This window comes from Ruegeria sp. L12, from assembly GCF_056531745.1.
Window position 1 is genome coordinate 39781 of the sequence record NZ_JBQFMH010000011.1, and the last position, 19725, is coordinate 59505.

Here is a 19725-nt window from a genome sequence, read left to right on the forward strand (position 1 = left end):
GATGTTCGGAGCGTTACGCCTTGTTTTGATCCTGCTGGTCCTGCAGACGGTTGCCTATGTCGCGCTGTCTTTGTATTCGCGCGGCGTCCGGCGGCGAAAGCTGGAAAGCTGGTGGGACGAGAAGGGCAAAACCGGTGACAAGGCGGCATTTGTCGCGCGTGGCCTGCACGTCTATGACAATTCGTTCCGGCGAAAATTGATACTGGGCGTCTATATTGTGCCATGGATCGCAATCGGCGCGCTGATCTATATTGTGAATTACATGTGAGGGATATGGCATGGCCTATCTGAAATGGGCGTTCATTCTGATTTTCTGGATCACGCTGGGAACCATCCTGCAATATTCGCTGCCGCAACACGATATCGTGCGGATCGTGAACACCTATGAAGAACGTCAGGACCTGACCGACTGGACCCGGATTTTCTGGTCCGAACCCGAGGATCAGTCGACCAGCCTGTCGAACCGGGACGTTCAATTCATCCAGGCCGTGCGCGCCAATGGCAAACCCATCGTGTACCGCAACGAGGATACCGGCTGGGGCTGGCCACCCTACTTCAAGTTCGACACCGCGAACCTCTATACCGAAGCCAATGATGCCAAATCGACCAAAGACAACCCCGAGTGGGTCGTCGTCACCCATTATGGATGGCGTAATGAATTCATGTCGATTTTCCCCAATGCCATCCTGCTTCGACCTGTCGAGGGGCCGGATGTGCGCATCATCCCGTGGTTCAACATCATCTTCCTGACCCTGTTCGCCGCCATTGTCTGGGCGCTCTGGGTCCGGTGGCGCCGCTTCCGGCAAAAACGGATCGATCCGGTTCTGGAAAACATGGAAGACGGCCTGTATGCCGCAGGTGATGCCATTGATGAAAAGCGCCAGGGCTTTCGCCGGTGGTTGGATAGCTGGAAATCCAAATAAGTCTGAGGCGGTGAGCGCGGCCCATTTGAGGCCGCCGCTTACCGGACGATAAACTCTGCATGAAGCGCCCCTGCCGCTTTGATCGTTTTCAAAATGTCGATCATGTCACGCGGCGATACCCCCAGCGCGTTCAGGCCCGCGACAACTTCTGACAGCGTCGTTGCCTCGGGTATTTCGGCTAGACCGGTGCCTTCTTCCTCTTCGATTCCGGCGAAAGTGCGCGGGACCACCACCGTTTCACCCCGCGCGAACGGGTTGGGTTGTACGGCAAGCGGCGCCTCTTCGACGGTCAGCGTCAGGTTACCTTGTGAGACGGCCACCCGAGATATCCTGACATCCTGACCCATGACAATGGTGCCGGATCGCTGGTCGACAACAACGCGCGCTTTGCCTTCGGGTTCGACCAGAATGTTTTCGATCCGGCCAATCGCATGCGCGGTTGAGATTGCCTGCGTCGCCGCAACGCTGAGTTCAACCGTGCCGGAATCCCGCATGATCGCGACGGTTCGGTTGAACTCCGCATTGATCGCCGCTTCGATGCGACCGGCGGTGGTAAAATCCGGTTCCCGCAACGCCAACCGGAGCTGAGTCAGATCGGAGAGTTCAAAATCAATCTCGCGCTCAATCCGGGCGCCCGAGGGGATCACGCCCGATGTCGGCACACCGCGCGTGACGGTGGCCGCTTCGCCCTCGGCAACTGCGCCGCCGGCCAGAACCGTGCCCTGCGCCACCGCATAAATCTGGCCATCCGCTGCGTTGAGCGGGGTCATTACCAGCGTTCCGCCCAGAAGGCTCTTGGAATCTCCGATCGCAGAGACCGTGACATCAATCTGCCCCCCGACACGCGCGAACGGAGGCAGGCTGGCCGTGACCAGCACGGCGGCCACGTTCTTGGGGCGAAAGTCCTCACCGTTCACGTTGACGCCAAGCCGTTCGAGGATGTTCGACATGATCTCTTCGGTAAAAGGCGAATTGCGCAGGCCATCACCGGAGCCGTTCAACCCGACAACCAGGCCATAGCCCACCAGATCGTTGCCGCGTACGCCGTCAAAATTCACCAGATCCTTGAGGCGGATCGCCCCGGCAGTGGCAAGGCCGGGCAGCAGCAGAAGAAGGAATACAAGTATCTTCATCTCAGGAAATTCACCAGTGACAGATTGGCGTTGCGAACCGTAACGGAATAGAGGCTTTCCAGTTGAAATTGCACGGTTTGCAACCGCGCCGCAGTCTCGTAAGGATCAGCCGAGATCAATTCGTTCCGTGCGCTCTGAGTACTGATTTTGGCGGCGGCGTTGCGCGTTTCAGCCTGCTCGATCCGCGCTTCGGCGGCCCCCACTTTGGCGCGCAGATTGACTGTGGCATTTTGCGTGTTCGCAAGCTCGACCCCTAGTTGAGTGAACATCGACGTATGCAGTTCGGGTGTCCAGTTCAACGCATCGTCCGAGGCCAGTGCAGCCAGAGCAACATCGCGCATGGCAGCTTTCAAAGTGGGGTCGGTTGCGGTGATCGGCAGGTCGATCCGCTCTGAATCCGAGATTTGTATCGGCGACAGTGGCGTGGCGTTGCCCTGATAGATCGCGGCATCAAATCCGGCGGGATCATTGAACCAATCCTCGGCGGCCTGTTTGATATCCGTCGCGGTCACCAGGCCGGTCAGTTCCGCCTGCAACGCGCCCAGCAATGCGTCGGCCGACAACAGCGGTGCGGCATCCGTCGCGGTGCCGGAAAACAGGCTGCGCCCACCCGCCCGTCCGTTCAATGCCGAAATCATCGTATCCAGTTCATTGCGCGCCTGCGCGGATGCCTGTTCATGGGTCACCGTCTGATTGGATGTTCCAAAGGACAGCAGGGACGATGAGACCTCGGCCACCGACTCGCTGAATGTCGTCAGGCTTAATTGCATTGAATCGGTGAACAGGCGCGCCTCGGCTGTGGCGACCGAAAAAGCATCAAGCCGTTCGATGTTGCGCTCCAGATCCAGCAGATGAGAATAATCACCGGCCAGACGGCCCGAAATGTCCTGCACTTTGCCCGAGGACATTTCGTAGGACAGCGTTTCGATCTGCGATTTGATCTCGGTGCTGCGGGTTCGAAGGGTCAATCCTCGGGCAAGGTCACCGATAGAAGTCAGGGTCATGTTCAGAGCCTCAGCAATGTGTTCATCAGTTCATCAACGACTGCCACGATGCGGGCATTGGCGGCATAGGCCTGCTCGATCTGCATCAGGTTCTGCAACTCGGTATCGCTGTCGACGCCCTGTTCGGCCACCAACTGTTGCATCTCTTGCTGCGCGTTTGCCGCAAAAGTGGTGCGCGTGTCTGCGGCATGGGCATTTGCACCGGCCTTTGTAAGAAGTGCTTCGGCGAGTTCAGCGGCACGCATGTCACCGGTGCCGAAACTTGCCCCGGCTACAGGCTGTGCCTCGGTCAGAATGGCACCGAAGGCCTGCAACTGGCGCGCCTCTCCAGCTGCGCCGGGCGTGGTGGCGCCGAGGCCTGCGCGCAACCTCCAGCTGTCGCCACCCTCTAGGGGATCGACAACTGTGTTGAGTGATATTCGTGAGGCCAGACCCGTTTGCGCGGTTGGGTCAAAGCGGTTGCCTTCGTCCGTGAACAGGCCCGGGTCGGTCGCGGCCATAGTCGGGTCAAGGCCTGCTGTTTCAAACCGTTCGATCAGATCACGCGCGACCGTATCAAGATCAGCCTGTGCCTCGACCGCAAGTGTATCGCGAATTTCGAACTGAGCCTGTAGCGCACCGCCACGAATTTGCGCGTAATCACCGGCAAGGCGCACGGGCTGACCATTGAATTCCAGCCCCGACAGCAACCCGTTGTCGAGTGTCATATGCGGCATGGTCTCACCCATTGTGGAAAACGAGAATTCGGCGGCACGCCCTTCCAGCAGGATCAGACCACCATCGGAATAGAGCGACACCTGATCATTATCACGCGCGATGGCATTCACGGGAACCAGTTCGTTCACCTGATCGATCAGAATCTGACGCTGGTCCAGAAGTGCGTTGATGTCGCCGCCCGAGTTCCGAATCGACGGAATGCGCGCGTTCAGTTGTTCGATATCCCGCAGCGCCTGATTCAGGGTATCGACCTGTTTCCCGATTGTCCGGTCCGCGTCCGACCGCATGTTCCGCACACCTTCGGACGCCTGATTCAGCTTGGTGGCCAAATCGCGCGCGGATTGTGCGACCTGATCCAGTCGCTGGGCCGAACCGGGAAGGCTGGCCGCAGTGGTGAGGCTGTTCTCAAATCCTGTCAGCCGGGCCGCGATCGACGTTGCATCGTCAGCAGTGCCCACAAGATTTTCGAAACCGGAGTGGAAAGCGGATAACGCCTTGTTGGCGGCAAGGTCCGCGTCCGTGGCGCGGCGATTGGCCAACAGTACCGGATCCTGATGCCGTGTGATCCCAGCCACGCGCACCCCATTGCCCGAGATTGCGCTGGTGGCCAGCTCAAGCGACCTGCGGGCATAGCCGGGGGTCAAGGCGTTCGCGATATTTCCCGAGACCACCGCTGCGCCGCGACTTGCTGCGCCGAGCCCGCCGATGGCGTTGTTCAGTGCTGTGGACATACTCATCAGGCCATTCCCTTTGCTTGGCTAATCACCGGATCAGCGTTTGATATTGGTGGTTTCCTGCAGCATCTCATCCACCGTCTGAATGACCTTCGCGCTTGAGGAATACGCCCGCTGGGTTTTGATCATCGAAGTCAGCTCGGTTGCGACATCGGTGGTCGATTCCTCGCGTGCGAAGGACACAAGATCACCCGTTGGGCCTTCGCCGGCGTTCCACAGGAAGAAAGTTCCGCTTTCGCGCGACGGTGCATAGGTCTGACTGTCCAATGCGGTAAGACCATTCGGGTTCGGCACGTCAGCCAATGGAATCTGGAACATGCGGCGGCTTATGCCAGTGTCGTAGAACGCGTAGACATATCCGCTCTCATCGACCTGAACGCTGGTCATTGTTCCCACAGCCGAGCCATCGCGTGTGATGGACACCGGCGCAAACGTATCCGACAATTGAGTGATTCCGTCCGCATCACCGATCTGGCCGATATTGACCTCCATCGGACCGCCCGCCACGTTGACGACAACGCTGCCCGTTGCGGGGTCGTAGGCGCCGCCGGACACCGCCGTGACACTGGCCAGAGTTCCCCCTGCGGTCCGGCTGTCGGTGAAGGTCAGAGTGTATTCCCCGATCACAGCGCCGCCCGATGCCGAATCGCGCATCGTCATGGTCCATTCATTGCTGGATCCGGTTGCCGGGACGGTGGGCACCAATTCGATATCCACGCTTTCGGATTTACCCAGATTGTCAAAATATTCGACCGACAGAGGCTGTGTGTCGCCCGGAGCCCCCGCATCGGTCGCGGTGGCGGGCAGGTTCATCCGCAGATTCATTGCGGTCGTCGGTGCACCGGACAGTTGATTGACGCTCAACTGTATGGGTTCCAGCGCGGCCGGTGTGTCCCGCGGCACGCTGGGGATCGAGCCGTCCGGATTTGCACGCCACCCCAGCAGGACAAGGCCGGATTCGGTGACCAGATACCCTTCTTCGTTGGTGCGGAACGATCCGGTCGTGGTCAGCAACATCTCGTTCGAGCTTGCGCCGATCTGAGAGCTTGGCCGCACCGGCAGCATGCCCCGTCCACGAACGGCAAGGTCGGTGGAGTTGTTGGTGGTCACCAGCGCCCCGCCCTGATCGATCATGCGCTGGCTGGTGGTGCGAACGCCGCCGGCAGAATAGCTGCCACCCTGACCCGAGGTGACCATCGAGTGAAAGTCGGTCTCAACCCGCTTGTAGCCAAAGGTCGAAGAGTTGGCGATGTTGTCGGAGATCGTGGCCAGCCTATTGGCATTGGCCTTCAACGCCGCCACACCGGCATTCAGCGAAGAGGAAATGGTCATCGGCACGCCCTTTTATTGCATCGGTCCTTGATGCAACACGTACCGCACCGGCTCTTAACAGCGCGCTAACAGCTAAAATGCGCCCTATCCTTTCCGCGTCAGGGAGAGCGCAGAAAGATGATTTCGATCCGGTTATTGCGCAGCGCCATCGGGTTTTTGACCGTCAGGTGCCGGTCGGCATGGCCCGTCACCCGATCCAGACGCAATGGCCTGACACCCTTGTCCTGAAGCAGTTGGCGCGTGATTTGTGCGCGCGCGGTCGACAGATCCCAGACCGGGTTGTCCGCCAGCACGATGGGCGAAGACCGCACATGCCCCTCAACCGCGATGGCGTTGGTGACCAGATCCGATGAGCGTGCAACCAACAGCGCCAGAGCCCGCATCATCTGCGTCGGCTTGTCGGTGCCTGATTCGAACAGAGGCTGTTCTTCGGTCGCGAACAGTTCCACCACCAGCCCCTCGTCGGTGACGCGGGTCACGATGTGCTTTAGCATCTTGTCCGAAACCAGGCTTTCCCCGCTTCGGCCCAAAAGCTGCGCTTCGAGTGATGAGAAATCCTCGAACGCGCCCTTGCCGCCGCCTTGGGCATCGACACCGGTCGAACCGCGCGCCTGTTTTGCCTCGGTCGGGTTGCGATTGCTGGCGCCCGAGCCATCCATGACCAAGGTCTTTTCCGAGAACATGTTGTCACCGCCAAACGCGCCATCGCCGCCGCCTGAAACCGGATTGACCGGAATCGTCGGCGAGAAGTAATCTGCCAGCCCTTTGCGCTGTTTTTCGGTCGTTGCATTCAGCAGCCACATCAACATGAAGAAGGCCATCATGGCCGTCACGAAGTCCGCATACGCGACCTTCCACGCGCCACCGTGATGGCCATCGCCACCCGAAACGCGTTTCTTCTTGATGATGATTGGCGCCGCATTGGTTTGCGCACCCATCTCCACCACCTTTATATCACCCGATTACCGGGGTAGCAGGGCAGGTCTTAAGGCGGGCTTAACACATAAAACTGTCTCGAAATCCCTAGCGTGGCAGGTTGGCTCCGGCCCGGCGCAGGATCAGTTGCAGGCGGTTGAAACTGTTGGCAACGCTGTCGGTTTCGGCTTTTCCGAAGAACGCATCAAGGTCCTCATGCACCCGCACGGCCTGATCCAGAAGCGGGTCAGAGCCTTCGGAGTAGAGCCCGGCCTTGATCATGACCTCTGATTGCTCATAGCTGCCGACAAGTTTTCGGGTTTCCGCAATCAACTGATTTTCCTCGGCGCTTGCGGCACCGGGCAGGCTGCGCGACACCGAGCGGCTGAGATCGATGGCGGGAAAGCGGCCACGCTTGGCAATCTCGCGGCTCAGCACGATATGTCCGTCGAGCACGCCGCGCAGGATGTCGGCTACGGGCTCATCCATGTCTGAACCTGCAACCAGCACGCTGAATACGGCGGTGATGTCGCCCTGTTCGGCGGTGCCGGGTCCGGCGCGTTCGCACAGATTGGCGATCAGCGGAGTGACCGAGGGCGGGAATCCACGCAGCGACGCGGCTTCGCCCATGGCGACGGCAATCTCGCGATGCGCTTCAGCGAAACGTGTCACCGAATCGGCCAGGAACAGGACATTGAGCCCTTCGTCCCGCAGGGATTCGGCCACTGACATCGCCGACCAGGCGCAGCGCCTGCGGGCCAGGGCGGACTGATCCGATGTGGCCGCCACCACGACCGACCGTTTCATCCCTTCCGCACCCAGCGCGGTTTCGACGAACTCATTCACCTCGCGCCCGCGTTCGCCGATCAGCGCGACCACCACCGCATCGGCCTGCATGGACCGGGCGAGCGTGGCCAGCAGGGTTGATTTGCCGACGCCCGAACCCGCAAACAGCCCCACACGCTGGCCCTGCACAATGGGCAGAAGCGTATTGAGCATGGCCAGCCCGGTCTCCATCTGCTGTCCCAGCGGTTTGCGTGCGACGGCGGCGGGCGGGGGCTGCATCAGATCGCGTTCCTCGACCCCCGGCAGCAGCGGCTTGCCGTCCAGAGGGTGCCCGAACGGGTCGATCACCCGGCCCAGCCAATGCCGCCCCGGGGCAAATACCGGCATCGGTTCCAGTATCACCTGATCCCCCAGACACACGCCATCGGGCGCTGAACCGGGCATCATGTGGATCAGATCAGTTTCGACATGCAGCACTTCTCCGGGCAGATCAGGGCCAGTGCTGCGGCGGAGTGTCAGGTGATCGCCGATTCGGGCCTGCCCGGCCAGACCTTCGATTTCGATCACACCGCGCGCAACGCCGGTGACGCGCCCCATATGACGGTGCGCCGATATCCTGTCGAAAACGGTTTTCAGACGTGCTGGATCGAGATCAGCCATCGCGGGCCCTCCAAATTGGTTTCTCGAAAACGGTTTCTAAAGGAATCGGGGTTAAGCCTTGATTGAAATAGATCGAGGGAGAAGCCCCGATGTTCAATGACCTGAACGTCTTTAAGACAGCGTACGCAATGGCAACCCATGCCGGACAACGGCAGGCGGTCATCGCGCGCAACATGGCGAATGCGGATACGCCCGGCTATCAGCCCCGCGATATCGAAGCCTTCAAAACAGCTTTTGAAAAGACCGGCGGTGAGGTGGCGATGACCGCCACTCGCGCGGGCCATCTGCATGGCGCTACGGGCGGTCAGCCTTGGGCGGAATATGTGGCCGACCCGTCTGGCGACCCCAATGGTAACGGTGTTTCGTTGGAAGAAGAGATGCTGAAGGCGGTTGACGTCAAACGTCAGCATGAGCGGGCGCTGGCGATCTATCGCTCTTCGATCGGCATTCTGCGCACCTCACTGGGTCGGGCATAGGGGCTGGGGTATGAGCGATTTTTCCCATTCTCTCACGGCGTCTGCCAGTGCGCTCAGGGCGCAGGCCGCGCGGCTGCGGCATGTGTCCGAGAATATCTCGAACGCCGATACGCCCGGATACCGGCGCAAGACGATTCCCTTTGAGACGGTCGACAAGGGCGGCCAGCAGATGGTGCAGGCGGGCCGGGTCAAGTTGGATCGCCGCGATCTGGCCCGCATCTATGATCCGGGCCATCCGATGGCGGATGAAACCGGGCATTATCGCGGCTCGAATGTCGATCTGATGATCGAAATCGCCGACGCGCGCGAGGCACAGCGCAGCTACGAAGCCAATTTGAAAATGTTCGATCAGACCCGGCAGATGTCGTCGAGCTTGATGGATTTACTCCGTAAATAAAGGAAAGCCAGAATGGATATCCGATCTCTTACCGCTGCGCAGAACTATGCCGGCGCCCGCCCGGCCACGCAGGTCGACCCTTATCATCAAGGTGCCGGGAAAGGGCTGCAATCCACCTTTCGGGATTTTGCGGCAACGCTGAAAAACAGCGAGCAGGTGGCGCAATCCTCGATGGTGGGGCAAGCCGATCCTCACGCGCTGGTGCAGGCGCTGGCACAGACAGAACTGGCGGTGGAAACCGCGGTGATCGTCCGCAATAAGGTGGTCGAGGCCTATCAGGAAATCCTGCGGATGCCGGTCTGACACGATGCTGAGCGAAGGGTTGTTCTATGACATCGTGCGCCAGGCGCTGTGGGTCGCGGTAATCACCTCGGTCCCGATCCTCGCGGCAGCGCTGATCTCGGGTCTCACCGTAGGTCTGTTTCAGGCGCTGACCTCGGTGCAGGAAATGACGCTGACCTTCGTGCCCAAGCTGATCGCCATCGTCATCGTGTTCTGGATCTCGATGGGCTTCATGACCCAGACCCTTGTCACTTTTTTCACCGGGACGCTGATCCCCCTTGTTGCAGGAGGTCGCTGATGGACACGGCCTATGTCACCCTGTCCCGCCAGTCGGGATTGATGAACGAAATGCGGCTGGTGGCCAACAATATCGCCAACGCCAACACCACTGGCTATCGCCAGCAGGGGCTGGTGTTTTCGGAGTTCGTTCGCGACATGCCGGGCGGCCCTTCGATGTCGCTCAGTCGGGCGCAGGTGCGAAATACCTCATTGCAGCAGGGTGTGCTGACTGAAACCGGCGGATCGTTTGACTTTGCCATCGAAGGCGATGGATTTTTCATGATCGAGACGCCTGCGGGCAACCGCCTGACCCGCGCCGGAAGCTTTTCGCCAAGCGTCGACGGCGATCTGGTCACAATGGATGGCCACCGGGTTCTGGACAGCAATGGTGCCCCGGTCTTTGTCCCGCCCGATGCCGCCACGATTGATGTCGGCAGCGATGGCACACTCAGCGTTGATGGCCAGCTTTTAGGGCAGATCGGTGTCTATTCGGTTGCCGATCCCGAAAACCTGGTGCGCGAGGGCAGCACTCATTTCCGACCCGGTGGACAGGTCGACCCGGTGGATGAGCCGGTTGTGCTGCACCGGTTCCTTGAAGGCTCGAACGTGAATGCTATCGGACAGGTCACGCGAATGATCGAGATCCAGCGTGCCTATGAACTGGGCCAGAGCTTTATGGATGCCGAGGACGAACGGGTGCGTGGCGCCCTCAAGGCGCTGATGCGCTGATCTGAACAGGAGAAACTGACATGCGGGCCTTGAAAATCGCCGCGACGGGCATGACGGCACAGCAGATGCGGGTCGAGACCATCTCGAACAACCTCGCAAACATGAACACCACGGGATATAATGCGCGCCGGGCCGAGTTCGCCGATCTGCACTACCAGCAGATGGCGCGGGCGGGCGCCGTGAATGCCTCGGACGGAACGGTTCTGCCGACAGGCATTCAACTGGGGCTGGGCGTGCGCCCCGCTGCGGTGACCGTGCAACTTGAGCAGGGCGGGTTGTCTGCAACCGGCAGCGATCTGGATGTGGCGATTGAAGGGCGCGGCTATCTCGAGGTGACGCTGCCCAACGGTCAGTCCGCCTTTACGCGGGACGGCAGTCTGAAACGGTCTGCCGAGGGGCTGATCGTCACCTCGGACGGCTTCGCCGTCGCCCCCGAGATCACCATCCCCGACGACGCCAGGTCGATCTCGATCAACGCCGCGGGCGAGGTTTATGCCTATTTCGATGACACGGCCGAAGGCCAACTGCTGGGTGAGTTCACCCTGGCGAGTTTCTCGAATGCAAAGGGGCTGGAGGCGGTAGGCAGCAATCTGTTCAAGGAAACCGAAGCCTCGGGCGCACCGGTAGTCGGAACACCCGGCGAGACTGGTCTGGGCACTCTGCGGCAAGGCTATCTTGAGGACAGCTCGGTCGATGCGGTGCGCGAGGTGACGGAACTGATCGAGGCGCAGCGCGGATATGAGATGAACGCCAAGGTCATCTCGGCGGTGGACCAGATGATGGGCGCCACAACGCAGGTGCGGTGATGCGCGTTTTTGTTTTCCTTCTCGCGCTGATCCCCTGCGCCGCTTTCGCCGAGATCGTTGTGCCAACCAGAACGATCCGCGCGAAAGAGGTGATCTCCGCCGCGGATATTGAACTCAAACCGACGAATGCGGCTGGTGCCGTAACGCAGCTGTCCGATCTGATCGGGCAAGAGGCACGGGTGGCGCTTTATCCGGGCAGGCCGATCCGCCCGTCGGATATCGGCCCGCCCGCGATCGTGGACCGGAACGATCTGGTGACGCTGGTATTCGGCAACGTCACGCTTTCGATCACCGCCGAGGGCCGCGCATTGGGACGCGGCGCGGCGGGCGAGCGTATTCGGGTGATGAATCTTTCGTCGCGCACAACGGTAACGGGCGTGATCCGCCCCGATGGTCAAATCGAGGTCAAGTGATGTCAAACCTATCGAAACTGCTGCTTTTCACGGTGTTGGGCGTCGCGGCCTGTGGTCGGCTGGACCATCTGGGCAAACCGCCCAGCCTGACGCCCAATACGGAATCGCCCGAACATGTGGCGATGCTGTGGCCCGGCCTGCCGCTGTACAGCCAGCCGCAGCGCTCCGTCGACCGTGCCTCGCTGTGGAGCGGTGGGCAGCACTCCTTGCTTGGGGATCAGCGTGCGATGAAAAAGGGTGACATTCTGACCGTCGTGATCGAACTGGATGAAAAGGCCGAGATATCGAACGACACCAACCGCTCTCGTACGGGATCTGAAAGTCTGTCGGTCCCCGGCCTTTTCGGGTTGCCGCAACGTGCGGCTGAACGGTTGCCGGTCGGGGCCTCGTTGGATGAGGCGGTGTCGATCGATTCAGTGTCGAACAGCAAAGGCAAGGGCTCGGTCAAACGCAAAGAGAAACTGACCCTTCGCGTGGCGGCCACGGTTGTCGATGTGTTGCCCAACGGTGTGCTGTCGATCAGCGGTTCGCAGGAACTGCGGGTGAATTTCGAACTCCGAGAGCTGTTGGTCGCCGGATATGTCCGGCCCGAGGATATCTCGCGCCAGAACGAAATCACCTATGACAAGATTGCGTCGGCACGTGTGTCTTATGGCGGTCGCGGCCAGATCACGGATGTGCAGCAACCGCGATACGGTCAGCAGATCCTCGATACCGTATTGCCGTTCTAAGATGGGTGCATGATGGGAAAACTATTGCCAATCATTTGCCTGGCGGTGGGTCTGGCTGCAGGCGTTGGGGCCGGGATCATTCTGGCCCCTGAGGGGAAAGCCAAGGATCAGGCTGAAGGCGCAGCAGCCAAGCCAAAGCCTGAACAGGAAAAGGCCGGGTCGTATGAATCCGGCACTAAAAAGAAAGATGGTGAGAAATCACAGGAATACCTGAAGCTTACCAAGCAGTTCGTGGTTCCAGTTGTGGCGGAGGATGAGATTTCGGCCCTGGTCACGATGTCCCTCAGCCTGGAAGTGCGACCGGGGATCGAGGATTTTTTCTATGAGATTGAGCCGAAGCTGCGGGACAGGTTTCTGCAGGTGCTGTTCGACCATGCCAATAGTGGCGGGTTCGATGGGGCGTTCACGCGATCGGATAACCTTGAGGTGTTGCGTAACGCGCTTCTTGAGGTCGCGCAGAAAGACCTGGGCGAGGATGTCTCGAAAGTGCTGATCATGAGTGTCAGCCGGCAGGACACCTGAACCCAGCCTATTCGATTGGTCTGCGGCGCCTAGCTTGTTTTAGGCGCTGCGACACCTCCGCAATGGCCTGTTTGCGCCCAAAGGCCCGGCGCAGGTTCTCCATCGCCGAGAGCTTCTGGGATCTCAGGCGCGCCAGGTCCGTATTCAGCTGCCTTCGCGTGGCGGATTCCCAGCTGTGCCACAACAGATCGGCGCCGGTCACCCGATATCCTTCGGTTGCTGTGCTGTCTGTCTTCACCTCGCTCAACTGGCTATCCAGAAGTGCCAGTTGCTTCAAAATCCGTGCCTCCTGCTGCAAGAGCGGGCGCAGTTTCTGATGTTCGCGCTGATAGACTGCATCGGTCACGGTCATAATGTCTGATACCCGTCTGCGCATCACGTGACCTGCCCCTTGGCGCGCTTGCGCATGGCTTCGGCAAAGCGGATGGCCGCCGCGACCGAGCGATAATACTCTTCGCTGATCTCCTGGCCGATTTCGACTGTTGCATGAAGTGCTCGCGCGGTTGGCGGGTCTGAATGTATGGGCACACCGGCCTCACCCGCTGTGGTTCGGATGGTGGCGGCGACCTCGTCCACCCCCTTGGCGACACAGACCGGTGCCGATCCGCTGGCGCGCGACCATTGCAGCGCGACCGCGTAATGCGTCGGATTGACGATCACCACGTCGGCCTTGGGGACGTCGGCCATCATTTGATTGGTGGCGATATCTTGTGCGCGTTGGCGGCGCTGCTGTTTGACATGCGGATCGCCCTCGGCATCCTTTGTCTCATCCTGGATTTCCTTGCGCGACATCCGGTTCTTGCGCAGATGCTCGGCATGTTGCCAGAGGAAGTCGATGGCGCCGATGGCCAGAGCAATTGTTATGACGATGAACATGAAGCGGAACAGCAGGTTCATCATCAGCACAACAGACGCGCGTGCGGGTATTGCGCTGGCCGATAGAATCTCGGGCAGGTTGGCGTAAAGAAACAGGGCCAGACAGGTGCCGTATATCAGCAGCTTCACGAAGCTCTTGGCAAATTCAAACAGACCGCCGCGTCCAAATTTGTTTTTCGCATTGGAGACCAGCGAAATACGCGAAGGTTTGGGTTTCAGCTTCTCAGGCGCAAAGACCAGGGCACGCTGCGCAATCAGGCCGAGGATCACTGCCGCGGCGGGTATCACGAACAAAGCAGCCACCGGTACGAGTGTGGCCCGCAGGATGCCGGTCACCGCTGCGCTGGCGGGGCCCGTTGTCAGCAACCCGGACAGGCGATCAGATTGATCAATCAGAACTACAAACAAAGTCCCGAGATGCTGCGCCGTGTATTGCCCCGCCAACACGAGCGCGATCAGCAATCCAGCATAGGCGGCCACCGCCGACAGATCGTTGGACTTGGCTACCTCACCCTTCTTGCGCGCCTTTTCCAGCTTTTGGGGGGTGGCTTCAAATGACTTGTCGCTGTCATCGTCCTGTGCGCTCATCTGGGTCCTCCGAGGGGATCGCCAAGAAAAGCAAACAGGGCGTCTGACCAGACGGACAGGATCAGCGGCGCGCCTGCGAACAGCAGAAACAGTCCTGCGTACGTGATCGCGGGGGCACCGACGAAAGCGACCATCAGCTGGGGCATGGCGCGGTTGATGACCCCCAGCGCGAGGTTATAGATGAGCGAGGCGATGACGAAGGGCATCGCCAGGGCAAAGGCGAGCCCGAAGCTGCGCGATATCTGCGCGACACCCCAGCGCGCCAGGCCCGGGGCAAGCGGCAAGCTGCCTATCGGAAACAATGAATAGCTATGGATCATGAATTGAGCGGCCCGGATATGCAGGCCCAGCAAGGCTGCCAGGGCCAGCCCGGCCAGCGTCAGAAGATAGCCCATCGCGGGCACCGGCTCGACGGCCGCTCCGCCCAATATCTGCGACAGCGAAGTGGCTTGCGCCGCGATAGAGCCAGCGGTTTGCAAGGCCAGCACAAACAGACGCAACCCGATCCCCAGCGCCAGTCCGGTTGCAATCTCTGTTCCGGACAGAGCGACCATGCGCCCAAAGCCTGGTGTTGTGTCAATGGCCGGAATTGCAGGGGCAACGATCAGCGAAAAGGCGACGGCGAGCCCCAGCTTGACCCGCGTCGGGATGCTGCGCTCACCAAAGGCAGGCAGCAGAGAGACGATGGTCGAGATGCGCAGGAAAACAACGAAGAGATGCCACAGATTCTGACCCAGATGCGGCAGCAGCTCGGGTGGCAGGGCGATCACGCGGTCACCGTTCCGACCAGCGCGGGCCGCGCCTCGAGCCCGATTTCCTCGAAGGACAGAACCGGATTGGCGATGCCCCGCGCATGCATGATGGTGCGCAGCAATCGCCGCCGCCGGGTCGAGGTCACCACCGCCGGGAACAGCCCGTGGTCGGCGGATCTGGCGACGCTGTCATGCACCCCGTCCGCAAGCTTGTTGAACAGGTTCGGCGGCAGTGCCACGTCCAGACCAGCATTGGGCGCGTCGATCTGATAGCTGGCAAAGGTGTCCTCCCATTCCGGGGCCAGTTGAATCAGCGGGATCGAGCCGTCTTCGCGTTTCATGTCGGCCACCAGTTGAAAGCCCAGCCGCTGGCGGACCAGTTCGCAAATCCCTTCGGGCTGGGTGGTGGTCAGCCGCGCCTCGGCCACGCTTTCCAGTATCAGCGCCATGTTGCGGATCGAGACCCTTTCTTCCAGCAGCAGGCGCAGCACCGCGTGCAGCGTGTCGATCGGCACCTTGTCGGGGATCAGCTCGTCCAGCAGCTTGCGGTTGGCCTCGGCCCGTACCGGATCGCTGAGGCGGGTCATTTCGGTCAGCAGGCGGCGCAGCGATTTAAGCGTCAGCAGGCGCGAGAAATTCTGTTTGATGATTTCAAGCAGATGGGTCGCCAGAATCTCGGGCGGGGTGACGATGGTGGCGCCGTTCATGGCCGCCGCCTCCTGATCCTTGGGCAGAATCCAGCGCGCAGGGGCACCATAGACCGGCTCGGTCACATCTGAGCCATCGGGCAGAAAGTCGTGCCCGTCCTGCACCAGCGCCAGCACAAGTTCAGAATTCAGAACGCCACGGGCCTGTTCGACCCCTTGTACTTTGATCACGTAGGTTCCGGTCGGAAGATCGGCGCGGTCGGTCAGGCGGATCTCGGGTAGGATCAGGCCAAAGCTTGAGGCGACATAGGTCCGCATATTGGCGATCCGCGCATCAAGGCCGGTGCCGGGGTTCAGCACCATGCTGACCAGATCGGGGGCGAATTCCAGATGTACGTCGTCCAGGTCAAGCACATCGCCGATGGCTTGTGAGACGGGGGTGTCCGCCTCGGTCGTGGCGACTTCGGTCCGGGTCTCTACGGCCTTTCGTTTCTTCAGACCGGCATAGGCGGCATAGCCCAACGCGGCCGCGCCGAGAATGAAGGGCAGGAACGGCAAACCGGGCACCAGCGCGAACAACACCATCAGAACCGCAACGGTCGCCAATGCCGCCGGATGCCGACCGAGTTGCGAGAAAATCGCGCTGTCGGTGGCGCCCTGCGTGCCGCCGCGTGCCAGCAGCAAGGCCGAAGCGATTGAGATGATCACCGCCGGAATCTGCGACACCAGCCCGTCGCCGACGGTCAGGATCGCATAGGTTTCAAACGCGGAGGAGACCGGCATCCCGTGCACGATCACACCCATCACCAGGCCCATCACCAGGTTCAGCAAGGTGATCAGCAGACCGGCAACCGCATCGCCTTTGACGAATTTCGACGCCCCGTCGAGCGAGCCGAAGAACGTCGTCTCCTGCTGTTCGCGCTCGCGCCGTTCCTTTGCCTGCTGGTGGTCGATGGCCCCGGCGGACATGTCGCTGTCAATGGCCAGCTGTTTGCCGGGCATCCCGTCCAGCGCAAAACGCGCGCCGACTTCGGCCATGCGGGCGGCGCCTTTCGTGATGACCATGAAGTTGACGATCAGCAGAACGCCGAACACCACGAGGCCCAGAAAGATACTGCCGCTCATGACGAACTGGGCAAACCCCTCGATCACATCACCCGCCGCATTCGTGCCGGTATGCCCCTGACCAATGATCAGCTTGGTTGACGACACGTTCAGCGACAGGCGCAACATCAGCGAGGCCAGAAGGATGGTCGGGAAAGACGAGAAATCCAGCGGCCGCTCGATGAATAGGGTCAGGGTGAAGATCAGGATCGCCAGTGCGAAGGACGCGGCAAGGCCCACATCCAACACCCATGCGGGCATCGGCAGGATCATCATCACGATGACCGTCATCAGCGCCAGTGCCAGCAGGACGGTCGGAGAAAACAGGGTGCGGATGTCGATCCTGGGCACGGGGACCTCTTAGTTGAACGGGATGAATGCGGTGACGGCGGCGGATTGTGGGACCAACGAGCCCAGCGCGGTGCGCGCGGCAGGTTTCGGGGACCCGGGGATCAACGGCGACGCCGAGGTGGTGAAGGGATCGCTGTCCACAAGCGGATCCTCCATCCGGGCCAGAACTGCCTGAAAGCGGCTGGAATAGGCAGCAGCAAGTTGTTCGGTGCGCGAATGATAAGCTCCGGCGGCGGCGGGCCATGAGCCAAGCTCGGCGTATAATTGGTTCAGGAACCGGGCGGCGTAGGTGGCGTTCTCGTCCGGGTCGAACATCGCCTCGATCGAGCGGAAGGCCTTGCCATGCCAGCGGTAATTGATCTGGAAACAGCCGACATCAAAGCTGCGGACACCGGATTTGAAGATGTTGAACACATAGGATTTGGCCTCGGTCGCCGAGGCGAACCAATATCCCTGCCCCTCGCGGTTGACGGTCCAGGGCCAGGGGTGCAGCGCACCGTCGACAGTGCGACCGGTCTCGACCCGCGCGATGGCCCGGAGCACCGCCAGCGGCACACCTTCGGCGCGAGCGGCCCGTTGAGCGGCCTGATCGCAAAGGGCCGCCGTCTCAACCCCCGGCGCGGCGAGGCCGGGTTTTGCCGGGGCGATAAGCGCCAGGCTCAGCGCTAACAGGATTTCACGATAGGGCATTCTGCCGGTCCGGGATTCTGATCAATCCGGGCCAAGCTAGTCCGCCTTCGGTTTACAGAGGGTTAGCGCGCCTCAGCTGCGGTCGATTCTGCGCCCAAAAACCACGCTGGTATTTGTGCGCAACACGCCCGGGATTCGGGCCAGTTCATCCACCAGGATATCAAGGTCCTCGATCCGGGGCGCTTCGGCGGACAGAAGCAGGTCAAACTCACCGTTGATCGACAGGCAAAGTTTGACCTCGGGATAGGCCTCAAGCCGTTTTATGATCCGCGTGGTTTCCTTTTGCTGTACTTCCAGCAGGACAACGACCTGAACCCGGGGCGTATCCTCGGTTTCGCGCAGGACGACAGAATAGCCCGCGATAATACCGCGCTCTTCCATCCGGTTGATGCGTTCATGCACCGTGGTCCGGGCGACGCCCAGCGTTGCCGCGATATGGGTGGTCGACGCGCGTGCGTTATGTTGCAGGGCGGCGATGATGCGGCGGTCAAGTTGATCCATGCGGGCTCCGGACATCTTTTGGGCGTGTCCCGGTTTACGGCAGTTTGCGTTGCAGGCTCAAGACTGGCGCGGGATGTGAGGGTGCAGCTCGTCGATCACGATGGGGTGGGCGTGCGGGCCGGACCCGGCGAGATGCGGGTGATCTGCCGGCAGGTCGGGGTGGCTGTGTTCGACCGCTGCGCGGCTGTCGCGTGGCCAGAGTCTGATCGCCAGCGCCAGGCCCAGAACCGCTGCGGACGCCATTACCGCCAAGACGACCGTCGCTCCGAACTGGGTCATCAACCAGCCGGCCAGCGGGTAGAGGACCAGCCAGCAAGCGTGCGACAGGGTGAATTGCGCTGCAAACAGGGCGGGGCGGTCTTCAGGATGAGCAGAGCGGGTCAAAAGACGGCCCGATGGGGTCAAAGTGGCGGAATAACCAAAGCCCACCATCGCCCAGATCACGGTCAGCAGCCCCAGCGTCATGGGTACGGTTGCAGACAGCACCGCGGCGATGGCCATGGAACCCGTTGCCAGCGCTGCGCCACAGAGCATTACGGTACGGTCTGGCAGACGTTCTAGCAATCGGGGCAATGCGAAGGCCGCCAGCATCGATCCACCGCCAAATCCCGCCAGGGCAATGGCGACCGCGCTTTCAGACAGGCCCAGATCGGCGCGCACGATCACCACAGTGTTAACGATCACCATCGCGCTCAGCGCCGCGGCGCTCCAACTCAGTGCCAGCAGGCCATGCAGGCGTGGGGTTTTCAGATAGATGCGAATCCCGCGTGTGGTCCGGTCATAAATGCCACGTCGCGCTGTCGGTTTGGGCGAGGGCAACGCAACGGAAACCACCAGCACCGCCGAGGCGGCGAACCCAATGCCAGTGCCCAGAAACAGGGTATCGAAGCTGACCAGCAGCAACAGGACCGCGGCCAGCATCGGGCTCAGCAAGCTTTCAAGATCATAGGCAAGCCGCGATAGCGACAAGGCCTTGGTATAGTCCTGTTCGTCGGTCAGAACATCCGGGATGGTGGCCTGAAAGGTCGGCGTAAACCCGGCAGAGGCCGATTGCAGCACGAAAATCAGCACATAGACCTGCCAGATCTCGGTCACGAACGGCAGGCAGAGCGCGACTACGGCGCGGACCAGATCCAGAGCCACCAACATCCGCCGACGATCCAGCCGCTCGGCAAAGGCGGCGGCCAGAGGCGCGATGGTGACATAGGCCACCATCTTGATGGTCAGCGCGGTGCCCAGCACCATCCCGGCGGCCTCTCCGGCCAGATCAAAGGCCAGCAGGCCCAGTGCCACGGTGGCCAGCCCGGTTCCGGTCAGCGCGACGACCTGCGCGGCCAGAAGATGTCGATAGGTGCGGTTTTTCAGGACGCTTAGCAT

The 19725-nt window shown here is 60.9% G+C and carries 24 protein-coding genes; 11 read left to right on the plus strand and 13 right to left on the minus strand.

Features of this window, described 5'->3' with window-relative positions; all coding sequences use genetic code 11:
• Position 1 precedes the first annotated feature (1 nt).
• Both ACR0K9_RS16765 and ACR0K9_RS16770 read left to right on the plus strand, forming a co-directional pair.
• Positions 2-268, plus strand: a complete 267-nt coding sequence (locus ACR0K9_RS16765; protein WP_480535386.1) for a hypothetical protein — start codon at positions 2-4, stop codon at positions 266-268.
• A 10-nt stretch (positions 269-278) separates the two neighbouring features.
• The gene (locus ACR0K9_RS16770; RefSeq protein WP_480824885.1) at positions 279-923 is read left to right on the plus strand and encodes a DUF1523 family protein; all 645 of its coding nucleotides are present in this window, start codon (positions 279-281) and stop codon (positions 921-923) included.
• A 38-nt stretch (positions 924-961) separates the two neighbouring features.
• Here ACR0K9_RS16770 and ACR0K9_RS16775 read toward each other — a convergent pair whose 3' ends face one another.
• The 6 genes from ACR0K9_RS16775 to ACR0K9_RS16800 all read right to left on the minus strand — a co-directional run bounded on the left by ACR0K9_RS16775 (position 962) and on the right by ACR0K9_RS16800 (position 8204).
• Entirely contained in the window at positions 962-2056 is a 1095-nt protein-coding gene (locus ACR0K9_RS16775) for a flagellar basal body P-ring protein FlgI (RefSeq protein WP_480824887.1), read from the minus strand.
• Positions 2053-3060, minus strand: a complete 1008-nt coding sequence (locus ACR0K9_RS16780; protein WP_480824889.1) for a flagellin — start codon at positions 3058-3060, stop codon at positions 2053-2055. Before ACR0K9_RS16780 ends, ACR0K9_RS16775 begins: the two co-directional genes overlap by 4 nt.
• A 2-nt stretch (positions 3061-3062) precedes the next feature.
• A complete protein-coding gene (gene flgK, locus ACR0K9_RS16785; RefSeq protein ID WP_480824891.1) occupies positions 3063-4514 on the minus strand; it encodes a flagellar hook-associated protein FlgK in 1452 nt (483 codons plus the stop codon).
• Positions 4515-4547: 33 nt separating this feature from the next.
• Positions 4548-5843 carry a flagellar hook protein FlgE gene (locus ACR0K9_RS16790; protein ID WP_480824893.1) on the minus strand — a complete coding sequence of 432 codons (1296 nt, stop codon included), beginning with the start codon at positions 5841-5843 and terminating at the stop codon, positions 4548-4550.
• 98 nt (positions 5844-5941) lie between these two features.
• Entirely contained in the window at positions 5942-6781 is an 840-nt protein-coding gene (locus tag ACR0K9_RS16795) for a flagellar motor protein MotB (protein WP_480535377.1), read from the minus strand.
• A gap of 85 nt (positions 6782-6866) precedes the next feature.
• Entirely contained in the window at positions 6867-8204 is a 1338-nt protein-coding gene (locus ACR0K9_RS16800; RefSeq protein WP_480824895.1) for a FliI/YscN family ATPase, read from the minus strand.
• 89 nt (positions 8205-8293) lie between these two features.
• Between ACR0K9_RS16800 and ACR0K9_RS16805 the strand changes: the two genes are divergently transcribed.
• From ACR0K9_RS16805 to ACR0K9_RS16845, 9 genes are read left to right on the plus strand one after another with little or no spacing between them, the layout of a single operon-like run.
• Positions 8294-8680 (plus strand): FlgB family protein, encoded by a 387-nt coding sequence (locus ACR0K9_RS16805; protein ID WP_480824897.1) that lies wholly within the window; start codon positions 8294-8296, stop codon positions 8678-8680.
• A 10-nt stretch (positions 8681-8690) separates the two neighbouring features.
• Positions 8691-9077 carry a flagellar basal body rod protein FlgC gene (gene flgC, locus ACR0K9_RS16810; protein ID WP_480824899.1) on the plus strand — a complete coding sequence of 129 codons (387 nt, stop codon included), beginning with the start codon at positions 8691-8693 and terminating at the stop codon, positions 9075-9077.
• A gap of 12 nt (positions 9078-9089) precedes the next feature.
• Positions 9090-9380: a flagellar hook-basal body complex protein FliE gene (fliE, locus tag ACR0K9_RS16815; protein ID WP_480824901.1), complete on the plus strand. Its 291-nt coding sequence runs from the start codon at positions 9090-9092 to the stop codon at positions 9378-9380.
• Between the two features lie 4 nt (positions 9381-9384).
• Positions 9385-9657 carry a flagellar biosynthetic protein FliQ gene (locus ACR0K9_RS16820; protein WP_480824903.1) on the plus strand — a complete coding sequence of 91 codons (273 nt, stop codon included), beginning with the start codon at positions 9385-9387 and terminating at the stop codon, positions 9655-9657.
• Positions 9657-10367, plus strand: a complete 711-nt coding sequence (locus ACR0K9_RS16825) for a flagellar hook-basal body complex protein (RefSeq protein ID WP_480824905.1) — start codon at positions 9657-9659, stop codon at positions 10365-10367. The genes ACR0K9_RS16820 and ACR0K9_RS16825 overlap by 1 nt, the downstream gene beginning before the upstream one ends.
• 20 nt (positions 10368-10387) lie before the next feature.
• Positions 10388-11173, plus strand: a complete 786-nt coding sequence (flgG, locus tag ACR0K9_RS16830) for a flagellar basal-body rod protein FlgG (RefSeq protein WP_480824907.1) — start codon at positions 10388-10390, stop codon at positions 11171-11173.
• The gene (flgA, locus tag ACR0K9_RS16835; protein WP_480824909.1) at positions 11173-11586 is read left to right on the plus strand and encodes a flagellar basal body P-ring formation chaperone FlgA; all 414 of its coding nucleotides are present in this window, start codon (positions 11173-11175) and stop codon (positions 11584-11586) included. The genes flgG and flgA overlap by 1 nt, the downstream gene beginning before the upstream one ends.
• Positions 11586-12317, plus strand: a complete 732-nt coding sequence (gene flgH, locus ACR0K9_RS16840; RefSeq protein WP_480824911.1) for a flagellar basal body L-ring protein FlgH — start codon at positions 11586-11588, stop codon at positions 12315-12317. Before flgA ends, flgH begins: the two co-directional genes overlap by 1 nt.
• Before the next feature lie 9 nt (positions 12318-12326).
• Entirely contained in the window at positions 12327-12839 is a 513-nt protein-coding gene (locus ACR0K9_RS16845; RefSeq protein WP_480535365.1) for a flagellar basal body-associated FliL family protein, read from the plus strand.
• Between the two features lie 7 nt (positions 12840-12846).
• Here ACR0K9_RS16845 and ACR0K9_RS16850 read toward each other — a convergent pair whose 3' ends face one another.
• The 7 genes from ACR0K9_RS16850 to ACR0K9_RS16880 form a co-directional block, all read right to left on the minus strand.
• Positions 12847-13191 (minus strand): hypothetical protein, encoded by a 345-nt coding sequence (locus ACR0K9_RS16850; protein ID WP_480824913.1) that lies wholly within the window; start codon positions 13189-13191, stop codon positions 12847-12849.
• A gap of 23 nt (positions 13192-13214) precedes the next feature.
• The gene (flhB, locus tag ACR0K9_RS16855; RefSeq protein WP_480824914.1) at positions 13215-14303 is read right to left on the minus strand and encodes a flagellar type III secretion system protein FlhB; all 1089 of its coding nucleotides are present in this window, start codon (positions 14301-14303) and stop codon (positions 13215-13217) included.
• Complete coding sequence (locus tag ACR0K9_RS16860) at positions 14300-15073, minus strand: flagellar biosynthetic protein FliR (protein WP_480824915.1); 774 nt, start codon at positions 15071-15073, stop codon at positions 14300-14302. The genes flhB and ACR0K9_RS16860 overlap by 4 nt, the downstream gene beginning before the upstream one ends.
• Positions 15070-17097: a flagellar biosynthesis protein FlhA gene (gene flhA / locus ACR0K9_RS16865; protein WP_480825011.1), complete on the minus strand. Its 2028-nt coding sequence runs from the start codon at positions 17095-17097 to the stop codon at positions 15070-15072. The genes ACR0K9_RS16860 and flhA overlap by 4 nt, the downstream gene beginning before the upstream one ends.
• A 69-nt stretch (positions 17098-17166) precedes the next feature.
• On the minus strand, positions 17167-17847 hold the full coding sequence (locus ACR0K9_RS16870; RefSeq protein ID WP_480824917.1) for a lytic transglycosylase domain-containing protein: 681 nt from the start codon (positions 17845-17847) through the stop codon (positions 17167-17169).
• A 72-nt stretch (positions 17848-17919) separates the two neighbouring features.
• Complete coding sequence (locus tag ACR0K9_RS16875; RefSeq protein WP_480824919.1) at positions 17920-18348, minus strand: Lrp/AsnC family transcriptional regulator; 429 nt, start codon at positions 18346-18348, stop codon at positions 17920-17922.
• Between the two features lie 57 nt (positions 18349-18405).
• Positions 18406-19725: an MFS transporter gene (locus tag ACR0K9_RS16880; protein WP_480824921.1), complete on the minus strand. Its 1320-nt coding sequence runs from the start codon at positions 19723-19725 to the stop codon at positions 18406-18408.

Excerpts from the sequence above, each read along its gene's own strand:
- ACR0K9_RS16765 (WP_480535386.1), top strand. The coding sequence starts at position 2 with ATGTTCGGAGCGTTACGCCTTGTTTTGATCCTGCTGGTCCTGCAGACG.
- ACR0K9_RS16770 (WP_480824885.1), top strand. The coding sequence starts at position 279 with ATGGCCTATCTGAAATGGGCGTTCATTCTGATTTTCTGGATCACGCTG.
- ACR0K9_RS16775 (WP_480824887.1), bottom strand. The coding sequence starts at position 2,056 with ATGAAGATACTTGTATTCCTTCTTCTGCTGCTGCCCGGCCTTGCCACT.
- ACR0K9_RS16780 (WP_480824889.1), bottom strand. The coding sequence starts at position 3,060 with ATGACCCTGACTTCTATCGGTGACCTTGCCCGAGGATTGACCCTTCGA.
- flgK (WP_480824891.1), bottom strand. The coding sequence starts at position 4,514 with ATGAGTATGTCCACAGCACTGAACAACGCCATCGGCGGGCTCGGCGCA.
- ACR0K9_RS16790 (WP_480824893.1), bottom strand. The coding sequence starts at position 5,843 with ATGACCATTTCCTCTTCGCTGAATGCCGGTGTGGCGGCGTTGAAGGCC.
- ACR0K9_RS16795 (WP_480535377.1), bottom strand. The coding sequence starts at position 6,781 with ATGGGTGCGCAAACCAATGCGGCGCCAATCATCATCAAGAAGAAACGC.
- ACR0K9_RS16800 (WP_480824895.1), bottom strand. The coding sequence starts at position 8,204 with ATGGCTGATCTCGATCCAGCACGTCTGAAAACCGTTTTCGACAGGATA.
- ACR0K9_RS16805 (WP_480824897.1), top strand. The coding sequence starts at position 8,294 with ATGTTCAATGACCTGAACGTCTTTAAGACAGCGTACGCAATGGCAACC.
- flgC (WP_480824899.1), top strand. The coding sequence starts at position 8,691 with ATGAGCGATTTTTCCCATTCTCTCACGGCGTCTGCCAGTGCGCTCAGG.
- fliE (WP_480824901.1), top strand. The coding sequence starts at position 9,090 with ATGGATATCCGATCTCTTACCGCTGCGCAGAACTATGCCGGCGCCCGC.
- ACR0K9_RS16820 (WP_480824903.1), top strand. The coding sequence starts at position 9,385 with ATGCTGAGCGAAGGGTTGTTCTATGACATCGTGCGCCAGGCGCTGTGG.
- ACR0K9_RS16825 (WP_480824905.1), top strand. The coding sequence starts at position 9,657 with ATGGACACGGCCTATGTCACCCTGTCCCGCCAGTCGGGATTGATGAAC.
- flgG (WP_480824907.1), top strand. The coding sequence starts at position 10,388 with ATGCGGGCCTTGAAAATCGCCGCGACGGGCATGACGGCACAGCAGATG.
- flgA (WP_480824909.1), top strand. The coding sequence starts at position 11,173 with ATGCGCGTTTTTGTTTTCCTTCTCGCGCTGATCCCCTGCGCCGCTTTC.
- flgH (WP_480824911.1), top strand. The coding sequence starts at position 11,586 with ATGTCAAACCTATCGAAACTGCTGCTTTTCACGGTGTTGGGCGTCGCG.
- ACR0K9_RS16845 (WP_480535365.1), top strand. The coding sequence starts at position 12,327 with ATGATGGGAAAACTATTGCCAATCATTTGCCTGGCGGTGGGTCTGGCT.
- ACR0K9_RS16850 (WP_480824913.1), bottom strand. The coding sequence starts at position 13,191 with ATGACCGTGACCGATGCAGTCTATCAGCGCGAACATCAGAAACTGCGC.
- flhB (WP_480824914.1), bottom strand. The coding sequence starts at position 14,303 with ATGAGCGCACAGGACGATGACAGCGACAAGTCATTTGAAGCCACCCCC.
- flhA (WP_480825011.1), bottom strand. The coding sequence starts at position 17,097 with ATGACGGTCATCGTGATGATGATCCTGCCGATGCCCGCATGGGTGTTG.
- ACR0K9_RS16870 (WP_480824917.1), bottom strand. The coding sequence starts at position 17,847 with ATGCCCTATCGTGAAATCCTGTTAGCGCTGAGCCTGGCGCTTATCGCC.
- ACR0K9_RS16875 (WP_480824919.1), bottom strand. The coding sequence starts at position 18,348 with ATGGATCAACTTGACCGCCGCATCATCGCCGCCCTGCAACATAACGCA.
- ACR0K9_RS16880 (WP_480824921.1), bottom strand. The coding sequence starts at position 19,725 with ATGCTAAGCGTCCTGAAAAACCGCACCTATCGACATCTTCTGGCCGCG.